Origin of the sequence: Streptomyces niveiscabiei, from assembly GCF_033794345.1 — a bacterium.
GTDB lineage: Bacteria > Actinomycetota > Actinomycetes > Streptomycetales > Streptomycetaceae > Streptomyces > Streptomyces niveiscabiei.
In genome coordinates this window covers 160,355-179,262 of the sequence record NZ_JARAYJ010000014.1, presented here as the reverse complement: position 1 = coordinate 179,262, position 18,908 = coordinate 160,355, and the positions used below count along the sequence as shown (strand labels likewise).

The following is an 18,908-nucleotide window of genomic DNA, read 5'->3' as shown; positions in this document are numbered from 1 at the left end:
GGGGGAGGGGGGCACCCTCCCCCGAGTTGTTCATCGCCTTCGCGTGAGCCTCACGCGGGACGGATCGCCCCCCGCAGCGCCGACGCGCCTGCGTGCGCGATCGACTCCTCGCGGATGAACGCGCCGGGCCCCGGTGCGTGGATCATCATGCCGTTACCCGTGTAAACACCGGTGTGGCTCAGGCCGTCGAAGAAGAAGACCAGGTCGCCGGGTTGCAGCGTGGCGACGTCGACTGCCGTACCGGCCTGCGCCTGTTCGGCCGCCGTCCTCGGCAACGGGACCCCCGCCGCCGTCCACGCGGCCTGCGTGAGCCCCGCGTTGTCGTAGGAACCCGGCCCCTTCGCGCCCCACACACAGGGCTTGCCGATCTGCGCCCGCGCGAAGGCGACGGCTTTCTCGGCCTTGGCGGTGGGGGAGGCCGCGGCGGCCGGGGCCTGCGGGGGGAGCGGAGCGGCGGCGGGCTGTGCCACGGGAGCGGCGGCCGTGGCGGGGGCGGGCGCGGCGTATGCGGAGGTGGGGGCGGCGGGAGCCTGCGCGGGCGCGGGCTGACCGGCAGCGGGCGCGATGGGCGCGGCGGGTGCCTGCATGGCCGGGGCGGCCATGGGCTGGGGTGCGGTGGGGGCGGCGGGTGCCTGCGGGGGCTGGGCAGCGAGGGGCTGCTGGGGTGCCGTGGGGGCGGCGGGTGGCTGCATGGCCGGGGCGGGCTGCGTGGGCGCGGATGCCGTTGTCGTCTGCGCCGCCATGGTGGCAGCGGTGAATCCGAGGTCGGCGGTCGCCATCTGCGGGCCCGCCATCGGCGCGCCAGGGGATGCCTGCATGGCCGGTGCCTGCGGCGGCATCGCCTGCGCGGGCTGCATGGGGACGGGCTGGGCGGGGATGCCTTGTGCGGCCATGGTCTGCGCCGGCATCTGCTGCGGCATCGGAGCCACAGGCGCCCCCGCGGAGGGCGGTGCCATCAGGGTCGAGGTGTACGCCGGGTCGGCAGGCGCCTGGGGCATCGCGGAGGGTGCGGGCGAAGCCTGCGGTGCCATCAGCGTGGCGGTGAACCCGGGGTCAACAGGCGCGGCGGGCGCGGTGGTTGCCGTCGGCTGGGCCGCCGGGGGTGCCATCAGCGTTGCGGTGAGGCCGGGTTCGGGCGCGGCGTACGCGGGGGTCGCCGCGGCGGAGGGCGGTGCCATGACGGTCGCGGTGTACGCCGGTTCGGCGGGAGCGGGAGCCGCAGCGGACGGTGGGGACATGACGGTCGAGGCGGCAGGGGGCGCCATCACCGTTGACGCGTACGCCGGTTCAGCGGCGGGCCCGGCGGACGGCGTCATCACGGTCGACGTGAACGCCGGTTCGGCAGCCGCCGAGGGGCTCATCACCGTTGAGGTGAAGCCCTGTTCGGGCGCGGGCGGCGACATGACCGTCGACGTGAAGCCCGACTCGGCCGGTGCCGTACCGGCTGACGCGTACGCCGGTTCAGCGGGCGCGGCGGAGGGGGTCATCACCGTTGACGTGAACGCGGGTTCGGCGGACGGCGGGTTCATCACCGTTGACGTCAGGGCCGGTTCGGGCGCCGGGGGTGCCATCACGGCCGACGCGTACGCCGGTTCGGCGGCCGGTGCCGACGGTGACATGACCGTCGAGGTCAGAGCGGGTTCGCCGGCGGCCTGCGCCTGCTGGGTCTGCCAGGTCGACGTACCGGACGGGTCGTACGCGGCGAAGGCGCCGGTCTCCCACGTCGGAACCGACGGGAACGCGCCCGTGTCCCGGGCGGCCTCCGCGGGGTTGTACATCGGGAGGGGGCCGGTGTTCCCGGCGGCGGTTGCGGGCGCGGACTGCGTGGCGGCCGTGGCCGGGAACGCGCCACCGGGCTGAGCGGCCGGGGAGGCGTACGCGGGGAACGTGCCGGTGTCCCACGACGGGACGGAAGGGAGGGCGCCGGTGTCACGTGTCGGGTCGGCGGGGTTGTACATCGGCAGCGAGCCGGAGTCCCAACTCTCCGCCGGGGGACGGGCGTCGGGCGCTTGCACGACCGGAACCCGCCCGGTGGCGGTCGGATCGGGCGACATCTGTACGACGGGAATCGGCCCGGTGGCCGTCGGCGAGGCCGGCATCTGTGCGGTGGGCGACGGCATGACCGGTATCTGCCCGGTGGCCGTGGGGTCCGGGGACATCTGCGCGGCGAGGGGCGCCATCACGGCCGTCTGCGCCATGCCCGGGGAGACCATGGGGATCTGCCCGGTCGCCGTCGGGTCGGGCGACATGACGGCTGTCTGGGCCATGGCCGGGGAGAGCGTCGGGATCTGGCCCGTGGCCGTCGGGTCGGAAGACATCGGCACGGGCGGCAGGACCGCCGTCTCGGCGAAGGCGGACGGGACGACCGGGATCGGGCCGGTGGCCGCGACGCCGGGCATCTGGGCGGTCGCGGGGGCCGGGGGCAGGGCGGCGAGGGGGGACGGCGGGAGCGCGGTGGCGGCGGCCGGGGGGAGCGCGGGGGCGCCCTGCCCGGACTGGCCCGGCGGGAGCGCGGGCGCCGAACGGCCCGCGGCGAGCTCCTGCTTGCGCTCCAGGGCCGCTTCGAGCTCCTGGATGGTCGGCATGCCGTCCGACTTCCCGGGGCGCCCTGGACGGCCGCTCGCGCGATCGCGCGGGAGGACGGCGGGGATGGTCGGGCCGAGCGAGTTGCGGGCGACGTCGAAGAGCTGCCGGGCGACCGCGTCCGGCTCGGGCGCCGAGGGCCTGCGCGCGCCCCCGCGAGGCGCCCCCGAACCGCTGCCGCGACCGCTGCGCAGCGACATCGCGCGGGTCGCGTTGAAGGTGCCGCTGTCGGTCTCGGCGCGGTTGTAGAGCGAGGTGACGGCCTGTTGGATCTCGGACCTGCTGGGCGCGGGGCCGTCCTCGAGACGGGAGGAGTCGGAGCGTTGTCCGGCACCCGCGGGGCCCTGGCCTCGGTCCGTCGCCATGGAGGACGCACTCCTTCCGTGCACAGCCTGCCGCCGAGACGGCCGGCCCCGCCCCGCCGGGTCGCCCCGGATTCGGCGGAGGCCGCGCGGCCCGGCGGTTCGCCGGAGTCGGTCGTGCGGCCCGGCGGTCAACTTAGCCAACTTGTGTGGCTGGCGTGAAGATTGAAGCGTTAAATGTCCGATACGTAGTCGTGACCTTCGTCTCTTTCAGGCGTGTGACCGGCGGTAACACCCCCACGTGGGGAGTGAGTTGCCGACTCTTGGGGAACAGGATGCGTGCTTCCCGATGCTTGCGGGATACAACTTGCTGTCATGCGTGTCGACTACTCGCCCGGCTCCCTGGGCACCGCGGCCTTCTACCGGCTGCTCACCGCCGTCGTCGTCCCCCGGCCGATCGCCTGGGTCTCGACCCTGACGGCCGACGGCGCGACGGCCAACCTGGCCCCGCACTCGTTCTTCAGCGTTGCCTCCACCGACCCGCCGGTGATCCAGTTCACCTCCGTGGGCCGCAAGGACACCCTCCGCAACGTCGAGGCGACCCGCGAGTTCGTCGTGAACCTCGCCCCGGAACCGCTCTTCGGGCAGATCAACGAGACCGCGACCGACTTCCCGTCCGGGGAGGGCGAGTTCGAGGCGGTCGGCATCGGGCAGGAGCCGTCCCTCAAGGTCAAACCGCCCCGGGTCGCGGCCTCCCCGGTCGCCCTGGAGTGCCGCCTCCACACGACCCTCGGCATCGGCAACTCCACCCTCGTGCTGGGCGAGGTCGTCCATGCCGCGATCGACGACTCCGTGCTGGTCGACGGCCACCCGGACATCCGCCGACTGCGCCCCCTGGCCCGACTCGGCCGCGACGAGTGGGGCCTGCTGGGCGAGATCCGCGAACTGTCGCGCGTCGCCTACCGGGACCGGCCGAAGAACTGACGCAGAGGTGGCCTCCGAGCCGGCCCTCCGAGGTGCCCTCCGAGGGCCGACTCCTCCGACAGGATCACCTCATGACGACCCGTGACCTCGCGGACGGCTCCTGACACTCGTTCCGGCCGAAGGACTCGGCCCTGTCCGCGAACCCGCGGCTGACCTCCGCACAAGCTCCTGACCTGCGACGCCCCCCGATCCGGGGGGCGTTGTCAGTGGCGGCCGATAGCTTGATCGATGTCACGCCGGTCTGGCGGAAGACATCCCTTGTGCTGCGAAGGAGCTGATGTGTCGTCGGATTCGGAGAATGCCCCGGAATGGGAGCGGTCGAGCACCGCGCGGGTGCTCGCGCCCGCCCGGCCCCGCAAACTCGCCAAGGTCCCCTTCGTCGAACTGGCCGACGGCCGCCTCCAGGGCGTCGTCTCCAGCGGCTCGGACATCGGCCGGGTCTACGTCTCGTCGATCGCGGCGGGGACGTACGCGTACGGGTGCAGCACCAACAACAACCGCCCCTGCGGCGGCGCGCGGGGCTCGTTCTGCAACCACATCCGCGCGCTGGTCACCGAAGCGGTGCTCCAGTACGGCGCTGAGCGCGTCGCCCGCTACCTGCGCGTGGACGCCGACGGCGCCGCCGACGCGGGCGCGCTGACCGCCGTCATGACCGGCACGAACCCCGCGCCGGACCCGGCCAAGGCCGCCGCGGCCGTGTTCAGCCGCTTCCTGCGCCACCTCGCCTACCTCGAACTCGCCCCCGCCACCGCCCCCTTGCCGGAGATGCAGTGGTTCCCGCCGACCCGGGCGGAGGCCGCCTGATGCGAGCCGACACCCTGACCGAACCGGTCGAGGGCCTGGCCGAGGCCCTGGCCGCCGTCGACGCCCTGGACCGCGCCCTCACGGCGGGCCTCCTGCGCCCCCGCCCCGCCCAGGCCGCCGACCTGACCGTCCTCGCGGACGCGCTCGCCGCCAGCCCCCTCGCCACCCGCGTCGCCGAGGCCACCGAGAAGGCCGCCGCCGGCACCGCCGCCGAGGACCACTTCCTCGCCCTCGCGGCGGCCCGGACGGCCCTGCTGGGGGCGGCACACGACGCGCTGGCGGAGCGGATCGCCGAAGCGGTCGGGCGCACCGCCGACGCAACTGGCGTGGAGTGGACGGCCGTTGACGGGGAGGCGATCACCTCGCGCGGGAGCGCTGAGGCCCGCACCGCCGGGGAGCGGACCGGCTCGGGCGACCGGGCGAGTGCCCCCGCGCACGGCGCCACCGGCACCGCCGCCCAGGTCCCCGCCCGTGCGGAGGCACCGGGCGAGGGAGCCGCCACACCCGGAACCCCCGCCTCCGACACCGCCGGCGAGCCGCCCACCGGACCCGGCACCGCGGCCCAGGCACCCGCCCACGAGCCGGCGCCGGAAACCACCAACCTCCGCGCCGCCGCCCGCACATGGCTCACCGACCTCGCCCGCGCCGGCTGGCAGGGCATCGACCACGAGCTGATCGCCGGTGCCGCCCCCGTCGTCTCCGCGCTCCTCGCGGAACCGTCCCTGCGCAGGCTCGCCGCCCTCCTCGACGGGTTCACCGCCGAACTCGCCGCCTCCTGCCCGGGTACGGCCCTGGAGATGATCCCGGCACGGCGCTGGGGTGACCTGTGGGCGCGCGGGATGCTGCTCGGCGTCCCCGGTGCCGACGCGCCGGTCGCGCCGCCCGGGGCGGCCACCGGACGGCTGCTGCCGCTCGGCGTCGACCTCCACGAGCACGCCACCGCCGTACAGGCCCAGGTGCACGCGGTGTTCGAACCGGCCGACGGCGGAGCGCCCCGGCTGGTGCGCGCGAGCGTCTCCGCGCCGAAGCCCGACACGGTCGTCGGCGCGGGCGTCTGGCAACTGCTGCGACCGCACATGGCGCTGCTGGCGGCGCTCGGCGAGGGCCGCGCGATGGAGCTGGACGGGATGCCGGTCACCGGCGAGGGCGACCTCCTGTGGGACGACGCCCACGCGCGCCCGGGGGAACCGGCGGACGCGTTCACCACCGCGCGGGTCGCCCTGCCCACCGCGCTGACCGCCCCGACGGCACCCCTGGACCGGCACCCCGCACAGCTCGCCGTACCGGTCCTCCTGGAGGGCTACACCGCCCAGGAGGGCGCGTTCGTCCTCGCCGGTCAGCGCCTTGCGGTGGACGCCGACCGCATCCCCGTCGCGGGCCCGCTGACCCCGGACGCCGTGGCCGCGTCCGGCGCCTGCATCGGGCTGCTGCGGTGGGACGGCGGACGGTTCGCCGTACAGCCGCTGGCCGTCGAGACCCTCGTACGGAAGAAGCCCGTCGCGCTGCACGCGGGCGCGTGGGCCGGGGGGACCACCGACAAGGCGGGCGTGAAGGCGGAGAAGGCGGCGACCGACGCCGTGGCCGTGCTGCGCGAGCGCGCGGGAAGGCTGCTGAGGAAATGAGCGCGGAGATCGCCGAAGAGGCGTACGACAACCGGCGGCAGGTCCTGTACTGGCGGCTGCTCGCGAGGCTCTTCGACCCCGAGGAGCGGCCCGCGCTGGAGTCCGCGAGCCTCGCCGTCGTCGAGGACATCGGACTGCCGCCCGCGCTCCTCGACCCGCGCGCCTCGGTCGACTCGGTCGTCCAGCGGCACCCCGCGCTGGCCGAGGAGTTCGACGGCCTGATGCTCGCCGGCGAGCCCGACGGGGAGCGCGACCGGGCGGCCGAGGTACGGCGCGCGGCGCTGGTGTCGAAGATCCTGCTGAACGTGTTCGCGACCGGCTCCGGAGCCGTCGACGCCGGGCAGCTGGCGCGCTGGCAGGCGGACGCCGGCTGGCTGGAGCGCGCCTTCGGCTGCAACCCCGGCGACCTGCGCGCGGGACGCCGGGGCGTCAGCCCGACCGGCACGGGCATCGGCGGCCCCGACCCCGACCTGAGCCGCCTCATCCCGCCGATCGGCCCCGAACTCGGCGCGCTGGAAGCCGACCTGGTCAGCCGCATGCACCTGCGCGAAGTCCTCGCCGACCCGAAGCTCGCCTCCCAGCTCACCCCCAGCATGTCGCTGATCGAGCAGCTCCTGCGCGACAAGAACAACCTCGACGGCGTCGCCCTCGCCAACGCCAAGGCGCTGATCCGCCGGTTCGTCGACGAGGTCGCCGAGGTGCTGCGCACCCAGGTCGAGAAGGCGACCGTCGGCGCGATCGACCGCTCGGTCCCGCCCAAGCGCGTCTTCCGCAACCTCGACCTCGACCGCACGATCTGGAAGAACCTCACCAACTACAGCCCCGAGGAGGAGCGGCTCTACGTCGACCGCCTCTACTACAAGCAGACCGCCCGCAAGACGACACCGCAGCGGCTCGTGGTCGTCGTGGACCAGTCGGGCTCCATGGTCGACTCGATGGTCAACTGCACCATCCTCGCCTCGATCTTCGCCGGACTGCCGAAGGTCGACGTCCACCTGATCGCGTACGACACCCAGGCCCTCGACCTCACCCCGTGGGTGCACGACCCGTTCGAGACGCTGCTGCGCACGAAGCTCGGCGGCGGCACCGACGGCACGGTCGCGATGGCGCTCGCCCAGCCGAAGATCGCCGAGCCCCGCAACACGGTCGTCGTGTGGATCTCCGACTTCTACGAATGGCGCCAGGAACCCCTCTTCGCGAGCATGGCCGCCCTGCACCGCTCCGGCGTCAAGTTCATCCCCGTCGGCTCGGTGACCAGCTCCGGGCGCGGCAGCGTCAACCCCTGGTTCCGCGACAAGTTCAAGGACCAGGGCACGCCGGTGATCTCCGGCCACATCAAGAAGCTCGTCCACGAGCTCAAGAACTTCCTCACCTGACCAGCCAGAAAGGCCCTCACATGTCCGACCTGTTGCGCGCCCCCGCCGAACTCAAGTACGCCGAGGAGCTGGACTGGCTGGAGTCGGTCGACGACAGCCCCAAGCCGTTCACCTGGCGCCTGTCGCCCAAGATGATCCGCCTGTTCGTCCTCGGCTCCGAGCGGGCCGACGGACTGGACCGCGAGATCTCCCAGAAGTGGTTCGGTGACCGCGCCATCGTCGAGCGGGCGATCGTCACCCTCGCCTCCGACCGCGGCCTCCTGCTCATCGGCGACCCCGGCACCGGCAAGAGCTGGCTCGCCGAACTCCTCGCCGCCGCGATCTGCCGCAACTCCACCCTCGTCGTCCAGGGCACCGCCGGGACCACCGAGGACCACATCAAGTACTCGTGGAACGTCTCCCAGGTCATCGCCAAGGGCCAGTCCCGCGAGTCGATGATCCCCTCGCCGATCATGACCGCGATGGAGTCCGGCGCGATCGGCCGCGTCGAGGAGCTGACCCGCTCCACCAGCGACGTCCAGGACGCGCTGATCTCGATCCTCTCCGAGAAGTACATCTCCGTACCCGAACTCGACAGCGACAACATCGTGTTCGCGAAACCCGGCTTCTCGGTCATCGCCACCGCCAACAGCCGCGACCGGGGCGTCAACGACCTGTCGTCCGCGCTGAAGCGGCGCTTCAACTTCGTGCGCATCCCGGTCGTCACGAACAAGAAGAGCGAGGCGGAGATCGTCCGCTTCCGCACCGAGGAACTCCTCAGGCGCCACCAGATCGAACTCGACGTCCCGCCCACGCTGCTGGACGTCCTGCTCCAGAGCTTCGCCGACCTGCGGGCCTCCTCGGCCGCCGCCGCGAGCGACGACGAGAAGCTGGAGTCGGCGCTGTCCACCGCCGAGCAGATCGGCGTCCTGGAGGACGCGATCCTGCACAGCAACTTCTTCGGCCGGCAGGCCCTCACCGCGCACACGCTGGCGTCGTCCCTCGTCGGCTCGCTGGCCCGGCGCGCGCCCGAGGACCTCGCGATCCTCAACAAGTACCTGCACGGCGTCGTCGAGCCGCGCGGCAAGGAAGAGGGCGGCTCCTGGCCGGAGTTCCTCGAAGGCGGCCGTGCGGCGATCGCGACGCTGTCATGAGCGGCCCCGCCCCGCACCCCCACGGCCCCTTCGACGCGCTGCGCGCCCAACTCGACGACGCCGCCCAGACGTTCGCCGACGGCCCCGACGCCCTCGAAGGCATCCTGCGCGGCATCGTCGACGACGTCGACCGCGCGATACGCGAACCCCTGGAGATCTTCCCCGTCTGCCACCACTCCCCGGCCTCCGCGCTCGCCATGGCCCGCCGCCTGCGCGAGAAGCAACCCCGGGTGATCTACCTGGAGTTGTGCGAGGACATGGCGCCGCTCCTCACCGAGCTGCGCAACTGCCGCCTCCCCGTCGCCGTCCAGGCGTTCGCCGGCGAGATAGAGGGCTTCCCCCTCGACTGGGCGCCCCTGTCCGTCGTCGCCCCGATCACCGAGGCGTCCGCCGAGTACCAGGCCATCGCCTACGCCCTCGACACGCCCGGCGTCGAACTCGTCCTCGTCGACCGCTCCTCCGACCACGTCTTCCAGTGGGAGACCCCGCGCGCCGCCGAACCCGCGCCGGGCGACGAGGAGTCCGCGCTGCACGGGGACGCCGTCGGCGTCGAGATCGGTGATCTGCGGCCCCGGTTCGGCGAGCTGGAGGAACACCTCCTGCGGCACGGGCGGGTGCGGCACTGGTCCGAGTGGTGGCACCAGTACGTCGAAGTGCCCCTCGGTGACGGCGACCACGACACCTACCGCCAGGTCATGCTCCTCATCGGCAGTCTCTTCCGCCGCCTCGCCCCCGGCGACACCCGGCGCGTCCGGATCGACGAGGACCGCGAGCGGTACATGTGGACGCGGATGCGCGAACACCTCGCGGCGAGCGGCGCCGACCCCGCCGACTGCCTGTACGTGTGCGGCGCGTTCCACGCGGCCAGCCGCGTCGCCGAGTTCGGGATCGCCGGCAGCGACACGTTCACCATCACGCCGCCCAGCGCCACGAAGTGGCGGCACGGCCTGATCCCGTCCAGCAACACGGCCATCGAGGCACAGTTCGGGCTCGCGTCCGGGTCGGTGTCCATCGCGGCGACGGAGTGGGCGAAGAACCTCAGACGCAGCCGCGTGAAGCCGTACCGGCTGGCGGGGCAGGCGGGGGCGGGGAAGGGCCGGGGGAAGAAGACCGGGGCGACGAACCCCGCAGGGACGGTCGTACAGCCCGCTACCGCGCCCTCCCCCGCCGCCTCGGCCGCCCCCGCCCCCGACCGCCTCACCGGCTTCCTCCAGCGGCCCCCCGTCCTCGACCGGCTCGACGAGGCCGAACTCCTCGGCTGGTCCGTCGACATCGTGCACGCCGCGCGCCGCAACGGGTACCTCGCCTCGACCGCCGACGCCATCGCCGTGTTCGAGACGTCGATCCTCCTCGCGGGGATGCGCGACCGGGCCAAGCCGACGCCGTACGACTTCCAGGACGCGGCCGTCACCTGCATCGAGAAGGACGCGGTGCCGGGGCGGCGGGACGTCGGCAGGCTCGTCGAGATCATGATGGGCGGCGACCGGATCGGACAGGTCGGGTACGACGCGCTGCCGCCGCTCGCCCGCGACGTGCACGACAGGCTCGTACCGCTGAACCTGAAACTCCAGCAACGCGGCGTCCAGCGCGCCCTGCTGGACATCGCCGGCCGGCCCGAACTGGCCGCCTGCTCCGACGTGCTGTGGATCCTGCGCAAGCTGCTCCCGCGGGGCGCCGCGCGGCCGATCATGGGGGAGCGGACGCTCGGCGAGCAGTCGATCCAGGAGTCCTGGGACCTCGCGCTCGGCACCCACCAGCGCGAGCTGATCGAGCTCGGCTACGAGGGCGTCAGCGTCGAACAGGTCCTGGAACAGCGGCTGCGCCGCACCGCGTACGCCCCGCAGGCCACCGCCGCGACCGTCCTCGAAGCCGTCGAGGACGCCACGCTCTACCTGCGCAGCCGCCGCCTCGCCGACGAACTCGGCGCGCACGCGCTGGAGGTGCTCTCCCGGGAGCGCGGCGTCGACGGCGCGCCGGAGGTGCTGCGCCGGGTACGCCGCCTGCTCGCGTACTACCGGACCGGCGAACCGACGCTGCCCGCGTGGATCGAGTCGTTCGTCAAGACCGGTTACGCCCACTACTGCACGCTGCTGCCGACCGCGTTCACCGACGAGGACGCGACGGTACGGCAGGTCGCCGCGATGCTGGGCTTCCTGTTCAGCATGGAGAGCCTCGCGCTGTCCCTGGGCTGCGACCGTACGCAACTCGAACTCGCCGTGGGGCAGTCGCATCCCGAGGACTCCGCGAAGACGGCCCTGCTGTGGGCGGCGCAGACCCACCTCGGCACCCTCCCGCGTGCCGAACTCTCCGCGCGTTGCGACGCGTTGCTGTCCAGCCCGCTCGTCGTCCCCGCCTACCCGCGCTACCTCAGCGGCTTCCTGCACGCCCTCGAACCGGTGCCGCAGCTCGCGGACTTCGTCGTCGAGGCCGTGTCCCACGCGTTCGCGCGGCTGCCCGACCCGGTGCTGCTGCCGTGGCTGCCGACGCTGGTGACGACCCTGCGCGCGAGCGGCGCCGAACTCGCCCCGCTGCTCATCCGCGAGGCCGACCGGCTCTTCCCGGCGCGGCTGCCCGCGCTGGACGCGTGGACGCCGCCGTGGCGGGAGGAGCAGGCGGTGCCGTCGGCGCGGCGGGCGGCGACGTCGACGCTCCTCGCCGCCCACCAGGCGACCTGCGACGCGCTGGCCGGACTACTCGGGTGCGGTGATCCCTGGCGGGCGGAGGAGGTGCGGGGAGCGGCGCTGCTGGGCCGACACCCCGACACCGCACGGGAGTTGGAGGTGCTGCTCAGCCGCTGAGGTCCGTCATGAGCGGCCTCAGCCGGTCCGCGAACTCCTGGGGATACCGGGCGTATCCGACGTGACCGCCCGGGAACTCCTCCAGCTCCAGGCCGAGTCGCGCGGCGAGTTCCAGGGCCGGGCGGTGGATGCCCTGGTCGCGGGAGCCCTCGCCGCCCGCGATCGACAGGCGGCCGGTGATCGGGGCGGTCGCGGCGAGGTCGGGGAGATGGGTGGAGGAGGGGTGCAGCATGTGGGCGAGGAAGAAGCGCGTGTTGTCGTGCGCCTCCGGGAGGTCGGGGGCCGGCCGTCCGCCGAAGAGGGCGTCCGCCAGCACCCGCATCGCGGCGGCCTCGCCCTCCCCGTGGAGCGTCTCGCGGACCCTGTCGACCAGGGCGAGGAAGTCGTCCGCGTCCGGCAACAGCCGCAGCGAGGGCGGCTCGTGGACGATCAGGGCCGCGACGCGGTTCGGGTGCAGGGCCGCGAAGTGCAGGGCCGCCAGCGCGCCCGAGCAGCTGCCGAAGATCCGTACGCGCTCGTCCGGTACGAGGTGGTCGAGGAGGCGGGCGATGTCCTCGCCGTGCTCCTCGATCCGCTGGTCCACCGGTGGGCCGGTGAGGGCGCTGCGTGAATTGCCGCGCGGGTCGCAGGAGATGACCCGGTGGTCCTTCGCCAGGTCGTCCGCGAGGGCCGTGAACACCGCCGCGTCCGAGTTGCCGCCCGCGAGCAGGAGGAGGGGCGGGCCCTCGGTGCCGCGCACCTCGTAGTAGAGCGTCGCCCCCGGGGCCGGGAGGGTGCCTGCTCGTGCGGGTGAATTCATCGACTCCCCCAGTGAAGTGCCGTCGCTCGACGTAAAGTTACTGCACGCGTACTCAGCGTACGGGTGGCGTGCGTGATGAGGTAGGGGGACCCGATGGGCGACGGACCGCGCATCCTTCTCAACGCCGAGGCCTTCGGCTTCGGGCCGGCCGCCGCCTCGGCGGTGCTCGCCGAGGAACTCCTCGCGTGCGGCGCCGAGTTGGGGTACGTCGGGGGCGGCCACACGCTCGATCTCCAGCACCGGCCGCCGTACACGGCCGTCCATGACGTCACCGGCCTCTCCGAAGCGGCCTGCCTCGACCGGCTGCGCGGGCTCGCCGGGGAGTACGACGCGGTCCTCACGTCCATGGACTTCGCGTTCGGGCTGATGGCCCGTCAGGCGGGGTTCCGTGTCGCCGTGTACGACGCGCTGGCCTGGTTCTGGCCCTGGGTGTGGCCCGTCGTGCGGGACGAGAGCGTGCTGTACCTCGCGCAGGATTTCTTCGGGGTGCGCGAACGGGTCGCCGGGGAGCCGGAGTTGGCGGGGGCGCGGAGTGTCGTCGTGCCGCCGTTGGTGGAGCCCGGCGGCGGGTGGGGCGGCGGTGGGGGTCAAGTCGTCGTGAATCTCGGGGGGTTGTGCAATCCGTTCTGGGAGACCGGCGAGGTCGAGGCGTACGCGCGGCTCGTCGTCGAAGGCGTCCGGAGCGCCGTACCGGCGTCGTGCTCCGTCCTCGTCGTGACCAGCGAGGGCATCGCGCGTGAACTGGCCTCCACCGTGAGCGGGGTGAGCGTCGGGACGTACCGCCGCGGCGAGGTGCTCGACCTCCTGCGCGAAGCGCCGTACGCCTTCATGACGCCCGGGCTCGGCAACATCTACGACGCCGCCGCGACCGGAGTGCCCACCGTGCTCCTTCCGGCCACCAACACGACCCAGGCTCAGCAAGCCGACGTCGTCGCCGCGCACGGTTACTGCGACGGGCTCGTCGACTGGTCCGACTTCGGGCTCGCCGTCGACTTCGGGGACGGGGCGCCGGAGATGGCCGGCGTGCTGACCTCCGCGCTGCGGGAGTTGAGCGCAGACCCTGACGGACGGTTCGCCCTCCGGGTCGCGGACGCCGTCGCCGGGATGGGCAAGGGGCGGGCCACCGGGCTGCTGGACCGCTTCGGGAGCGGCGGTGCGCGGGTCGCCGCGGCGGCTGTGGTGCGGTGGGTACGGTCCGGGGATGCCTGAAGACGCGCTGCCCGGCCGGGTGCGGGAGCTGTGGGAGGAACTGGCGGGGGCCCGCTTTCCGCCCGACGGCGGGGTGCGGGTGGTCGTCTCGCCGGGTTCCCGGCTGTGTCCGCCGTCCTGGGTCGGGGCGGTGCGGATCGGGGACACGGTCCTCATCACAGCGCCGGACGAGGACACGGCGCGACGGGTACCGGGTGACTTCGAGGCGCTGCGGCGGGCGGGAGACGAGGTGCTGGGACCGGCAACGCTCGGCTACTTGCCGCCCGGCGGCCTCCGGGGCACCACAAGCGCGTCCGCGTCCCCCGAAGCGGTCCGCGCCCTCCTGGACGCCGTGGGCGACAAGGACGCCGCCGAGAGCGGCCTCGCCGACACCGACTCACCCGTGTTCGCCACCCACGACGGCCACGGGATCCTCGCCGCCGCCGGGTACCAGCTCTGGCCCACCGCGGTCGCCCACCTCTGCGTCCTCACCGCACCGGAGGCCCGGGGGCGGGGCCTTGCCACCGAGGCGGCCGGCGCTGCGGTACGGCACGCGCTGGAGGCGGGGCTGCTGCCGCAGTGGCGGGCACGGGTGGGGGCGTCGCGCAGGGTGGCGGGGAAGCTGGGGTTCCGGGAGGTGGGGGAGCAGGTGAGTGTGCGCCTTGAGTGAGGTGGATTGTGGGTACTTGGCGGCTGAAAGGTGGATAGGCTGCTGGGGCTGGGCATGTCGGATCGAGGGCCTCGCGATCCTGCTCGTGCGCAACGCGTGGAAGGGGCAAGATCCGCGCAACACTCACGCCGCTGAAATCGCCCTGCACGAGCTGGGGTTCAGCATTCTGGTGCGGCGTCGTTACAGCAAGACCACGGGGGAGCCTGTGGTGCTGAACCTCGACCAGTGGAACAGCTCCGTCCGCTGACGCGTACGTTCCCACCCGCACCGGCAACGCTGGCCCGCCGCCGCTCCCGGTCGACCTCCGTTACCACGACTTCCACCTCTTGCCCCTTCTCCAGGCCGAACTCCCGCAGCAGCCCCTCGACGCCCCGTGTGACCTCGACGAACGCCCCGAACGGCACCACCTTGGTCACCCGGGCCCGTACAACCCGGCTCACCGGGTCGGTGTCGGGGAAAAGTCGGACGGGGTCCGGGGAGAGGGCGCGCAGGGACAGGCGGGCCTCGGCGTTCCAGGTGTCGCGGCGGAGGAACTCACAGGTCACGTGGGTGTCGAGGGTGACGATGTCCGAAGGGGAGTCGAAGCGGTACCAGGAGAGTCGGGGTGGGTGATGAAGCCGACGCCGGGGTACGTGGGGTGGCGAGGGCCGTCGTCCAGGGCGACGAAGATGCCAAGGGGCTCGATGGAGGCGATGTGGCCGGTGAGGTGTTGGCCGGGGGTGGGGGGTTTCAGGAAGGCGTTCAGTTCCGGGTCAGCCGGGATCGGGTGATGCAGCTTCGCATGCCGGTGTCAGGGGGCACGGTTTTTGCTGTTTGGCAAGTATCTCGACGGCGATATTTTGAATTCGTTGCTCACGATTTCGGAGTTCTTGTCAAGCGCGATTTATCCCACACTCTGAGTCCCCGAAATGAGGCCCCGGGCTCGCTCTCCGGCGGTGTTACCGTTGCCCCGTGCGAAATTGTCTCGTCGTCAAAGGTGTCCGGCAGAATAATCTTCGGGATGTTTCCGCGGAGCTGCCCAGGAATGCGCTGACGGTGTTCACGAGGGTTTCCGGGGCGGGGAAATCCAGTCTGGTCTTCGATGCTATTTTCGTGAAGGGGCGGCGGCGCTATGCCGTGATTGGACAGAAGGGGGCCAGCGGGAATCCGAGGTCGATGGTCGGGGCGGTCGCGGAGCGCGGGGAGCAGGTGCGGCGGCAGACGCCGCAGCAGATCGTCGGCAGGTTGCCGGAGGAGCCCGAGGGCCGTCTCGCGATCAAACCCGGCATCCGCCGACGGCGCCCTCCGCGTCGACTTTGCGGGCGGTGTGGGAGCTGTCGGGGGGACGGCATGATCAGGGGGGAGGCGAACTTTCTGCCGGGCGTGTACGTGCCGTGCGCGAGAGCGCGGTACAACAGGGCGACGCTGGAGGTGAGTTGCCGGGGCAGGTCCAGCGCGGATGTCCTCTCGTTGGGGCGGTCCGCGACCACCCTGTCCGGCGGCGAGGCGCAGCGTGTCGGACTCGCGCGCAGGGTGAGGGGATGCAGCCTCTTCGTCCTCGACGGCACCCCGGAACAGGTCGCCCCCCACCCCGGCCGTTTCCCGCACTCCCCCTCGGAGGCGTGATGACCCTGCTCGACCTGGAACAGCGGGCCCCGGAGGATGAGGACGACGACGCTCCCGTACCCCGTCTCACGACCGCCGGAGCTTCCGACGACCCCGTCAAGGACTACCTCCGCCTCATCTCCCGCGTCCGCCTGCTCACCGCTGAACAGGAGGTCGACCTCGGGAAACGCATCGAGGCGGGGCTGTACGCGGAACACCTCCTGGCAGCGGAAACCGCCCACGAAGCAAGGGAGTTGGCTCTTCTCGCCGAGGACGGCCGGCGCGCCAAGACGCACCTCGTCGAGGCCAATCTGCGCCTCGTCGTCTCCGTCGCGAAGCGTTACACCGGCCGCGGCCTCGCCTTCCTCGACCTGATCCAGGAGGGCAACACCGGGCTCATCCGGGCGGTGGAGAAGTTCGACTACGCGAAGGGCTTCAAGTTCTCCACGTACGCGACCTGGTGGATCAAGCAGGCCGTCAGCCGGGCCCTGGCCGACCAGGGCCGCACGATCCGCGTCCCCGTCCACACGGTCGAGATCATCAACCGCATCGCCCGGGTCCGCCGCGAGATCATCCACGACACCGGAATGGAACCCACCCCCGCCCAACTCGCCCAGAAGGCCGACGTACCGGTGGAACGCCTCACCGAACTCGACGGCTACACACGGGAACCCGTCTCCCTGGACACCACTCTCGCGGACGACTCCGGCACCGAGTTCGGCGACCTGATCGTCGACGCGGACGTACCCTCCCCGGTCGAACAGGTCGCCTTCGGCCTCCTCCAGCAGACCCTGCGTGCGATGCTCGCGGAGATGACCGCCCGCGAGGCGGGGATCATCGCGCTGCGCTACGGCCTGTTCGGCGGCAGGCCGCGCACGCTGGAGGAGATCGGGCTCGTGTACGGCGTGACGCGGGAGCGGATCCGGCAGATCGAGTCGAAGACGATGTCGAAGCTGCGCCACCCCTCCAGGTCGCAGGCGCTGCGGGACTACCTGGACTGACAGGCGGCCCCGGACGGAAGCGCCGGACCGGTTTGTTAGGCTCCGCATGCCTCCCGCGGGGGAAGTCCGGTGAGAATCCGGCGCTGACCCGCAACGGTGTGCGCGGAACGCGGAAACGCTTCCGCGCGAGCCCGATCGCCCACGGCCGGCACGCGACCCGTACGACCGCTCGCCGTGGACTGCGAGAGGGGACCGCAAGGCGTGTCTCCCGCGTGACGTCCCTCCGGCGGCCTCAGCCGAAGGACCGCCGGTGCGCCGAACCCCCCTCGCCCTGCTGACCGTTGCCCTCACCCTGCTCCTACTGATCTCCCTACTCGCGGGTGTCGTCCTCGGCGCCTCCGGCATCGGCGCCGCCGACTCGCTGAAGCTCCTGTGGGCCGGCCTGACCGGCGGAACCGTTTCCGCGCGGGACGCCGCCGACTACACCATCGTCTGGGAGATCCGCCTGCCCCGCGTCGTCCTCGGCGCGCTCGCCGGCGCCGGTCTCGCCTCCGTCGGCGTCGCCGTGCAGGCCATGGTCCGCAACGCCCTCGCCGACCCCTTCGTCCTCGGCATCTCCTCCGGCGCGGCCGTCGGCGCCAACGCCGTCATCCTGATGGGCGCCTTCGCCGGGCTCGGCGTCTGGGCCCTGTCGGTCTCCGCGTTCGGCTCGGCGCTCGCCGCGATGGCCCTCGTCTACGCCGTCGCCCGCACCCCGCGCGGCCTCACGCCGCTGCGCCTGATCCTGACGGGTACGGCGCTGGCGTACGGGTTCGAGGCGATCACGACCGTGATGGTGTTCAGCGCCGCGCGGGGCGAGGCGGCGCGCTCGGCGATGATGTGGCTGCTCGGGAGCCTCGGCGGGGCGACGTGGGCGCAGGTGCCGATCGCCGCCGTCACCGTCGTAGCGGGGTGGACGTGGCTCAGGCGCCGGGCCGGGGCGTTGAACGCGATCGCGATGGGCGACGAGACGGCGGCCTCCCTCGGGGTGCGGCCGGAGCGGCTGCGGCGGGAGCTGTTCCTCGTGACGGCCGCCGTGACGGGCACGCTGGTCGCCGTCAGTGGCGCGATCGGGTTCGTCGGGCTCATGGTCCCGCACCTCGTGCGGATGGCCGTCGGCGCCGACCACCGCCGTGTCCTCGCGCTCGCCCCGCTCGCCGGGGCCGTCCTGCTCGTCTGGGCGGACATCCTGTCCCGCCTGCTCCTCGCACCCGCCGAACTCCCCGTCGGCGTGATCACGGCCGTCGTCGGGGTCCCCGCGTTCCTGCTGCTGATGCGGCGCGGCGGCCACGCGTTCGGCGGAAAGTGGTGACCGGCATGCGGCTCGACGTGGACGGCGTGAGCGTGGAGGCGGCGGGCGTGCGCCTCGTGGACGACATACGGCTCACCGCGGGACCCGGCGAGGTCGTCGGCCTCGTCGGCCCCAACGGCAGCGGGAAATCAACCCTGTTGAGGTGCGTCTACCAGGCCCTGCGGCCCGCAGCGGGGACTGTACGGCTCGACGGCGAGGATCTGCGGACGATGGCGCCGCGCGCCGCCGCCCGGGTGCTGGCCGCGCTTCCGCAGGAGTCCGGCGCCGAGTTCGACTTCACCGTCACCGAGGTCGTCCAGATGGGCCGCCTCCCGCACGAACGGCGCGGCCACGCCGAGGACATGAAGATCTGCGCAGAGGCCATGGCGGCGACCGGCGTCGGCCACCTCGCCGACCGGGGCTTCCTCGCCCTGTCCGGCGGCGAACGCCAACGCGTCCTGATCGCCCGGGCGTTGGCCCAGCAGCCCCGGGTCCTGGTCCTCGACGAACCCACCAACCACCTCGACATCGCCCACCAGTTGGACGTCCTGGCCCTCGTCCGCGACGCCGGGCTCACCGTCCTGGCCGCGCTGCACGACCTCAACCTCGCGGCGGCGTACTGCGATCGGCTGTACGTCCTGGACGCGGGCCGCGTCGTCGCGTCCGGGACTCCGGCGGACGTCCTCCGACCCGCCCTGCTCGCCGAGGTGTTCGGCGTCAAGGCCCACCCCGTGCGCCACCCCGCCACCGGCGCCGTGCAACTCCTCTTCGACCGCCTGTAAAGGAACCCCCTG

General features: G+C 72.9%; 16 protein-coding genes. 13 read left to right on the top strand and 3 right to left on the bottom strand.

Going from position 1 to position 18,908, the window contains the following annotated elements:
* Positions 1 to 50 precede the first annotated feature (50 nt).
* Entirely contained in the window at positions 51 to 2,948 is a 2,898-nt protein-coding gene (locus PV682_RS21400) for a C40 family peptidase (protein ID WP_319732149.1), read from the bottom strand.
* 312 nt (positions 2,949 to 3,260) lie between these two features.
* Between PV682_RS21400 and PV682_RS21395 the strand changes: the two genes are divergently transcribed.
* From PV682_RS21395 to PV682_RS21370, 6 genes are all read left to right on the top strand, one after another.
* Positions 3,261 to 3,869 carry a flavin reductase family protein gene (locus tag PV682_RS21395; RefSeq protein ID WP_319732147.1) on the top strand — a complete coding sequence of 203 codons (609 nt, stop codon included), beginning with the start codon at positions 3,261 to 3,263 and terminating at the stop codon, positions 3,867 to 3,869.
* A 279-nt stretch (positions 3,870 to 4,148) separates the two neighbouring features.
* On the top strand, positions 4,149 to 4,673 hold the full coding sequence (locus tag PV682_RS21390; RefSeq protein WP_319732145.1) for a hypothetical protein: 525 nt from the start codon (positions 4,149 to 4,151) through the stop codon (positions 4,671 to 4,673).
* Positions 4,673 to 6,295, top strand: a complete 1,623-nt coding sequence (locus PV682_RS21385; protein WP_319732143.1) for a hypothetical protein — start codon at positions 4,673 to 4,675, stop codon at positions 6,293 to 6,295. The genes PV682_RS21390 and PV682_RS21385 overlap by 1 nt, the downstream gene beginning before the upstream one ends.
* Positions 6,292 to 7,671, top strand: a complete 1,380-nt coding sequence (locus PV682_RS21380) for a vWA domain-containing protein (RefSeq protein WP_319732141.1) — start codon at positions 6,292 to 6,294, stop codon at positions 7,669 to 7,671. The genes PV682_RS21385 and PV682_RS21380 overlap by 4 nt, the downstream gene beginning before the upstream one ends.
* A gap of 20 nt (positions 7,672 to 7,691) precedes the next feature.
* On the top strand, positions 7,692 to 8,804 hold the full coding sequence (locus PV682_RS21375; RefSeq protein ID WP_319732139.1) for an ATP-binding protein: 1,113 nt from the start codon (positions 7,692 to 7,694) through the stop codon (positions 8,802 to 8,804).
* Entirely contained in the window at positions 8,801 to 11,602 is a 2,802-nt protein-coding gene (locus tag PV682_RS21370) for a DUF5682 family protein (protein ID WP_319732137.1), read from the top strand. The genes PV682_RS21375 and PV682_RS21370 overlap by 4 nt, the downstream gene beginning before the upstream one ends.
* Here PV682_RS21370 and PV682_RS21365 read toward each other — a convergent pair.
* Positions 11,592 to 12,401: an alpha/beta fold hydrolase gene (locus tag PV682_RS21365; protein ID WP_319732135.1), complete on the bottom strand. Its 810-nt coding sequence runs from the start codon at positions 12,399 to 12,401 to the stop codon at positions 11,592 to 11,594. The two genes, PV682_RS21370 and PV682_RS21365, sit on opposite strands and share 11 nt — an antisense overlap.
* Positions 12,402 to 12,494: 93 nt before the next feature.
* Here PV682_RS21365 and PV682_RS21360 point away from each other — a divergent pair, with 93 nt between their 5' ends.
* The 3 genes from PV682_RS21360 to PV682_RS21350 are packed head-to-tail and all read left to right on the top strand — an operon-like array spanning position 12,495 to position 14,506.
* Positions 12,495 to 13,610, top strand: a complete 1,116-nt coding sequence (locus PV682_RS21360; protein WP_319732133.1) for a hypothetical protein — start codon at positions 12,495 to 12,497, stop codon at positions 13,608 to 13,610.
* A complete protein-coding gene (locus tag PV682_RS21355) occupies positions 13,603 to 14,259 on the top strand; it encodes a GNAT family N-acetyltransferase (RefSeq protein ID WP_319732131.1) in 657 nt (218 codons plus the stop codon). Before PV682_RS21360 ends, PV682_RS21355 begins: the two co-directional genes overlap by 8 nt.
* Positions 14,252 to 14,506, top strand: a complete 255-nt coding sequence (locus PV682_RS21350; RefSeq protein WP_319732209.1) for a hypothetical protein — start codon at positions 14,252 to 14,254, stop codon at positions 14,504 to 14,506. The genes PV682_RS21355 and PV682_RS21350 overlap by 8 nt, the downstream gene beginning before the upstream one ends.
* Here the strand turns inward: PV682_RS21350 and PV682_RS21345 are convergent.
* Complete coding sequence (locus PV682_RS21345; RefSeq protein ID WP_319732202.1) at positions 14,418 to 14,663, bottom strand: hypothetical protein; 246 nt, start codon at positions 14,661 to 14,663, stop codon at positions 14,418 to 14,420. The genes PV682_RS21350 and PV682_RS21345 overlap by 89 nt on opposite strands.
* 925 nt (positions 14,664 to 15,588) lie before the next feature.
* Here PV682_RS21345 and PV682_RS21340 point away from each other — a divergent pair.
* The 4 genes from PV682_RS21340 (at position 15,589) to PV682_RS21325 (ending at position 18,896) form a co-directional block, all read left to right on the top strand.
* The gene (locus PV682_RS21340; RefSeq protein ID WP_319732129.1) at positions 15,589 to 15,864 is read left to right on the top strand and encodes a hypothetical protein; all 276 of its coding nucleotides are present in this window, start codon (positions 15,589 to 15,591) and stop codon (positions 15,862 to 15,864) included.
* Entirely contained in the window at positions 15,864 to 16,844 is a 981-nt protein-coding gene (locus PV682_RS21335) for an RNA polymerase sigma factor (RefSeq protein WP_319732127.1), read from the top strand. Before PV682_RS21340 ends, PV682_RS21335 begins: the two co-directional genes overlap by 1 nt.
* 250 nt (positions 16,845 to 17,094) lie before the next feature.
* Positions 17,095 to 18,135, top strand: coding sequence for a FecCD family ABC transporter permease (locus tag PV682_RS21330; protein ID WP_319732125.1), 1,041 nt, complete (start codon positions 17,095 to 17,097; stop codon positions 18,133 to 18,135).
* Between the two features lie 5 nt (positions 18,136 to 18,140).
* Positions 18,141 to 18,896 (top strand): heme ABC transporter ATP-binding protein, encoded by a 756-nt coding sequence (locus PV682_RS21325; protein ID WP_319732123.1) that lies wholly within the window; start codon positions 18,141 to 18,143, stop codon positions 18,894 to 18,896.
* Positions 18,897 to 18,908: the final 12 nt, after the last annotated feature.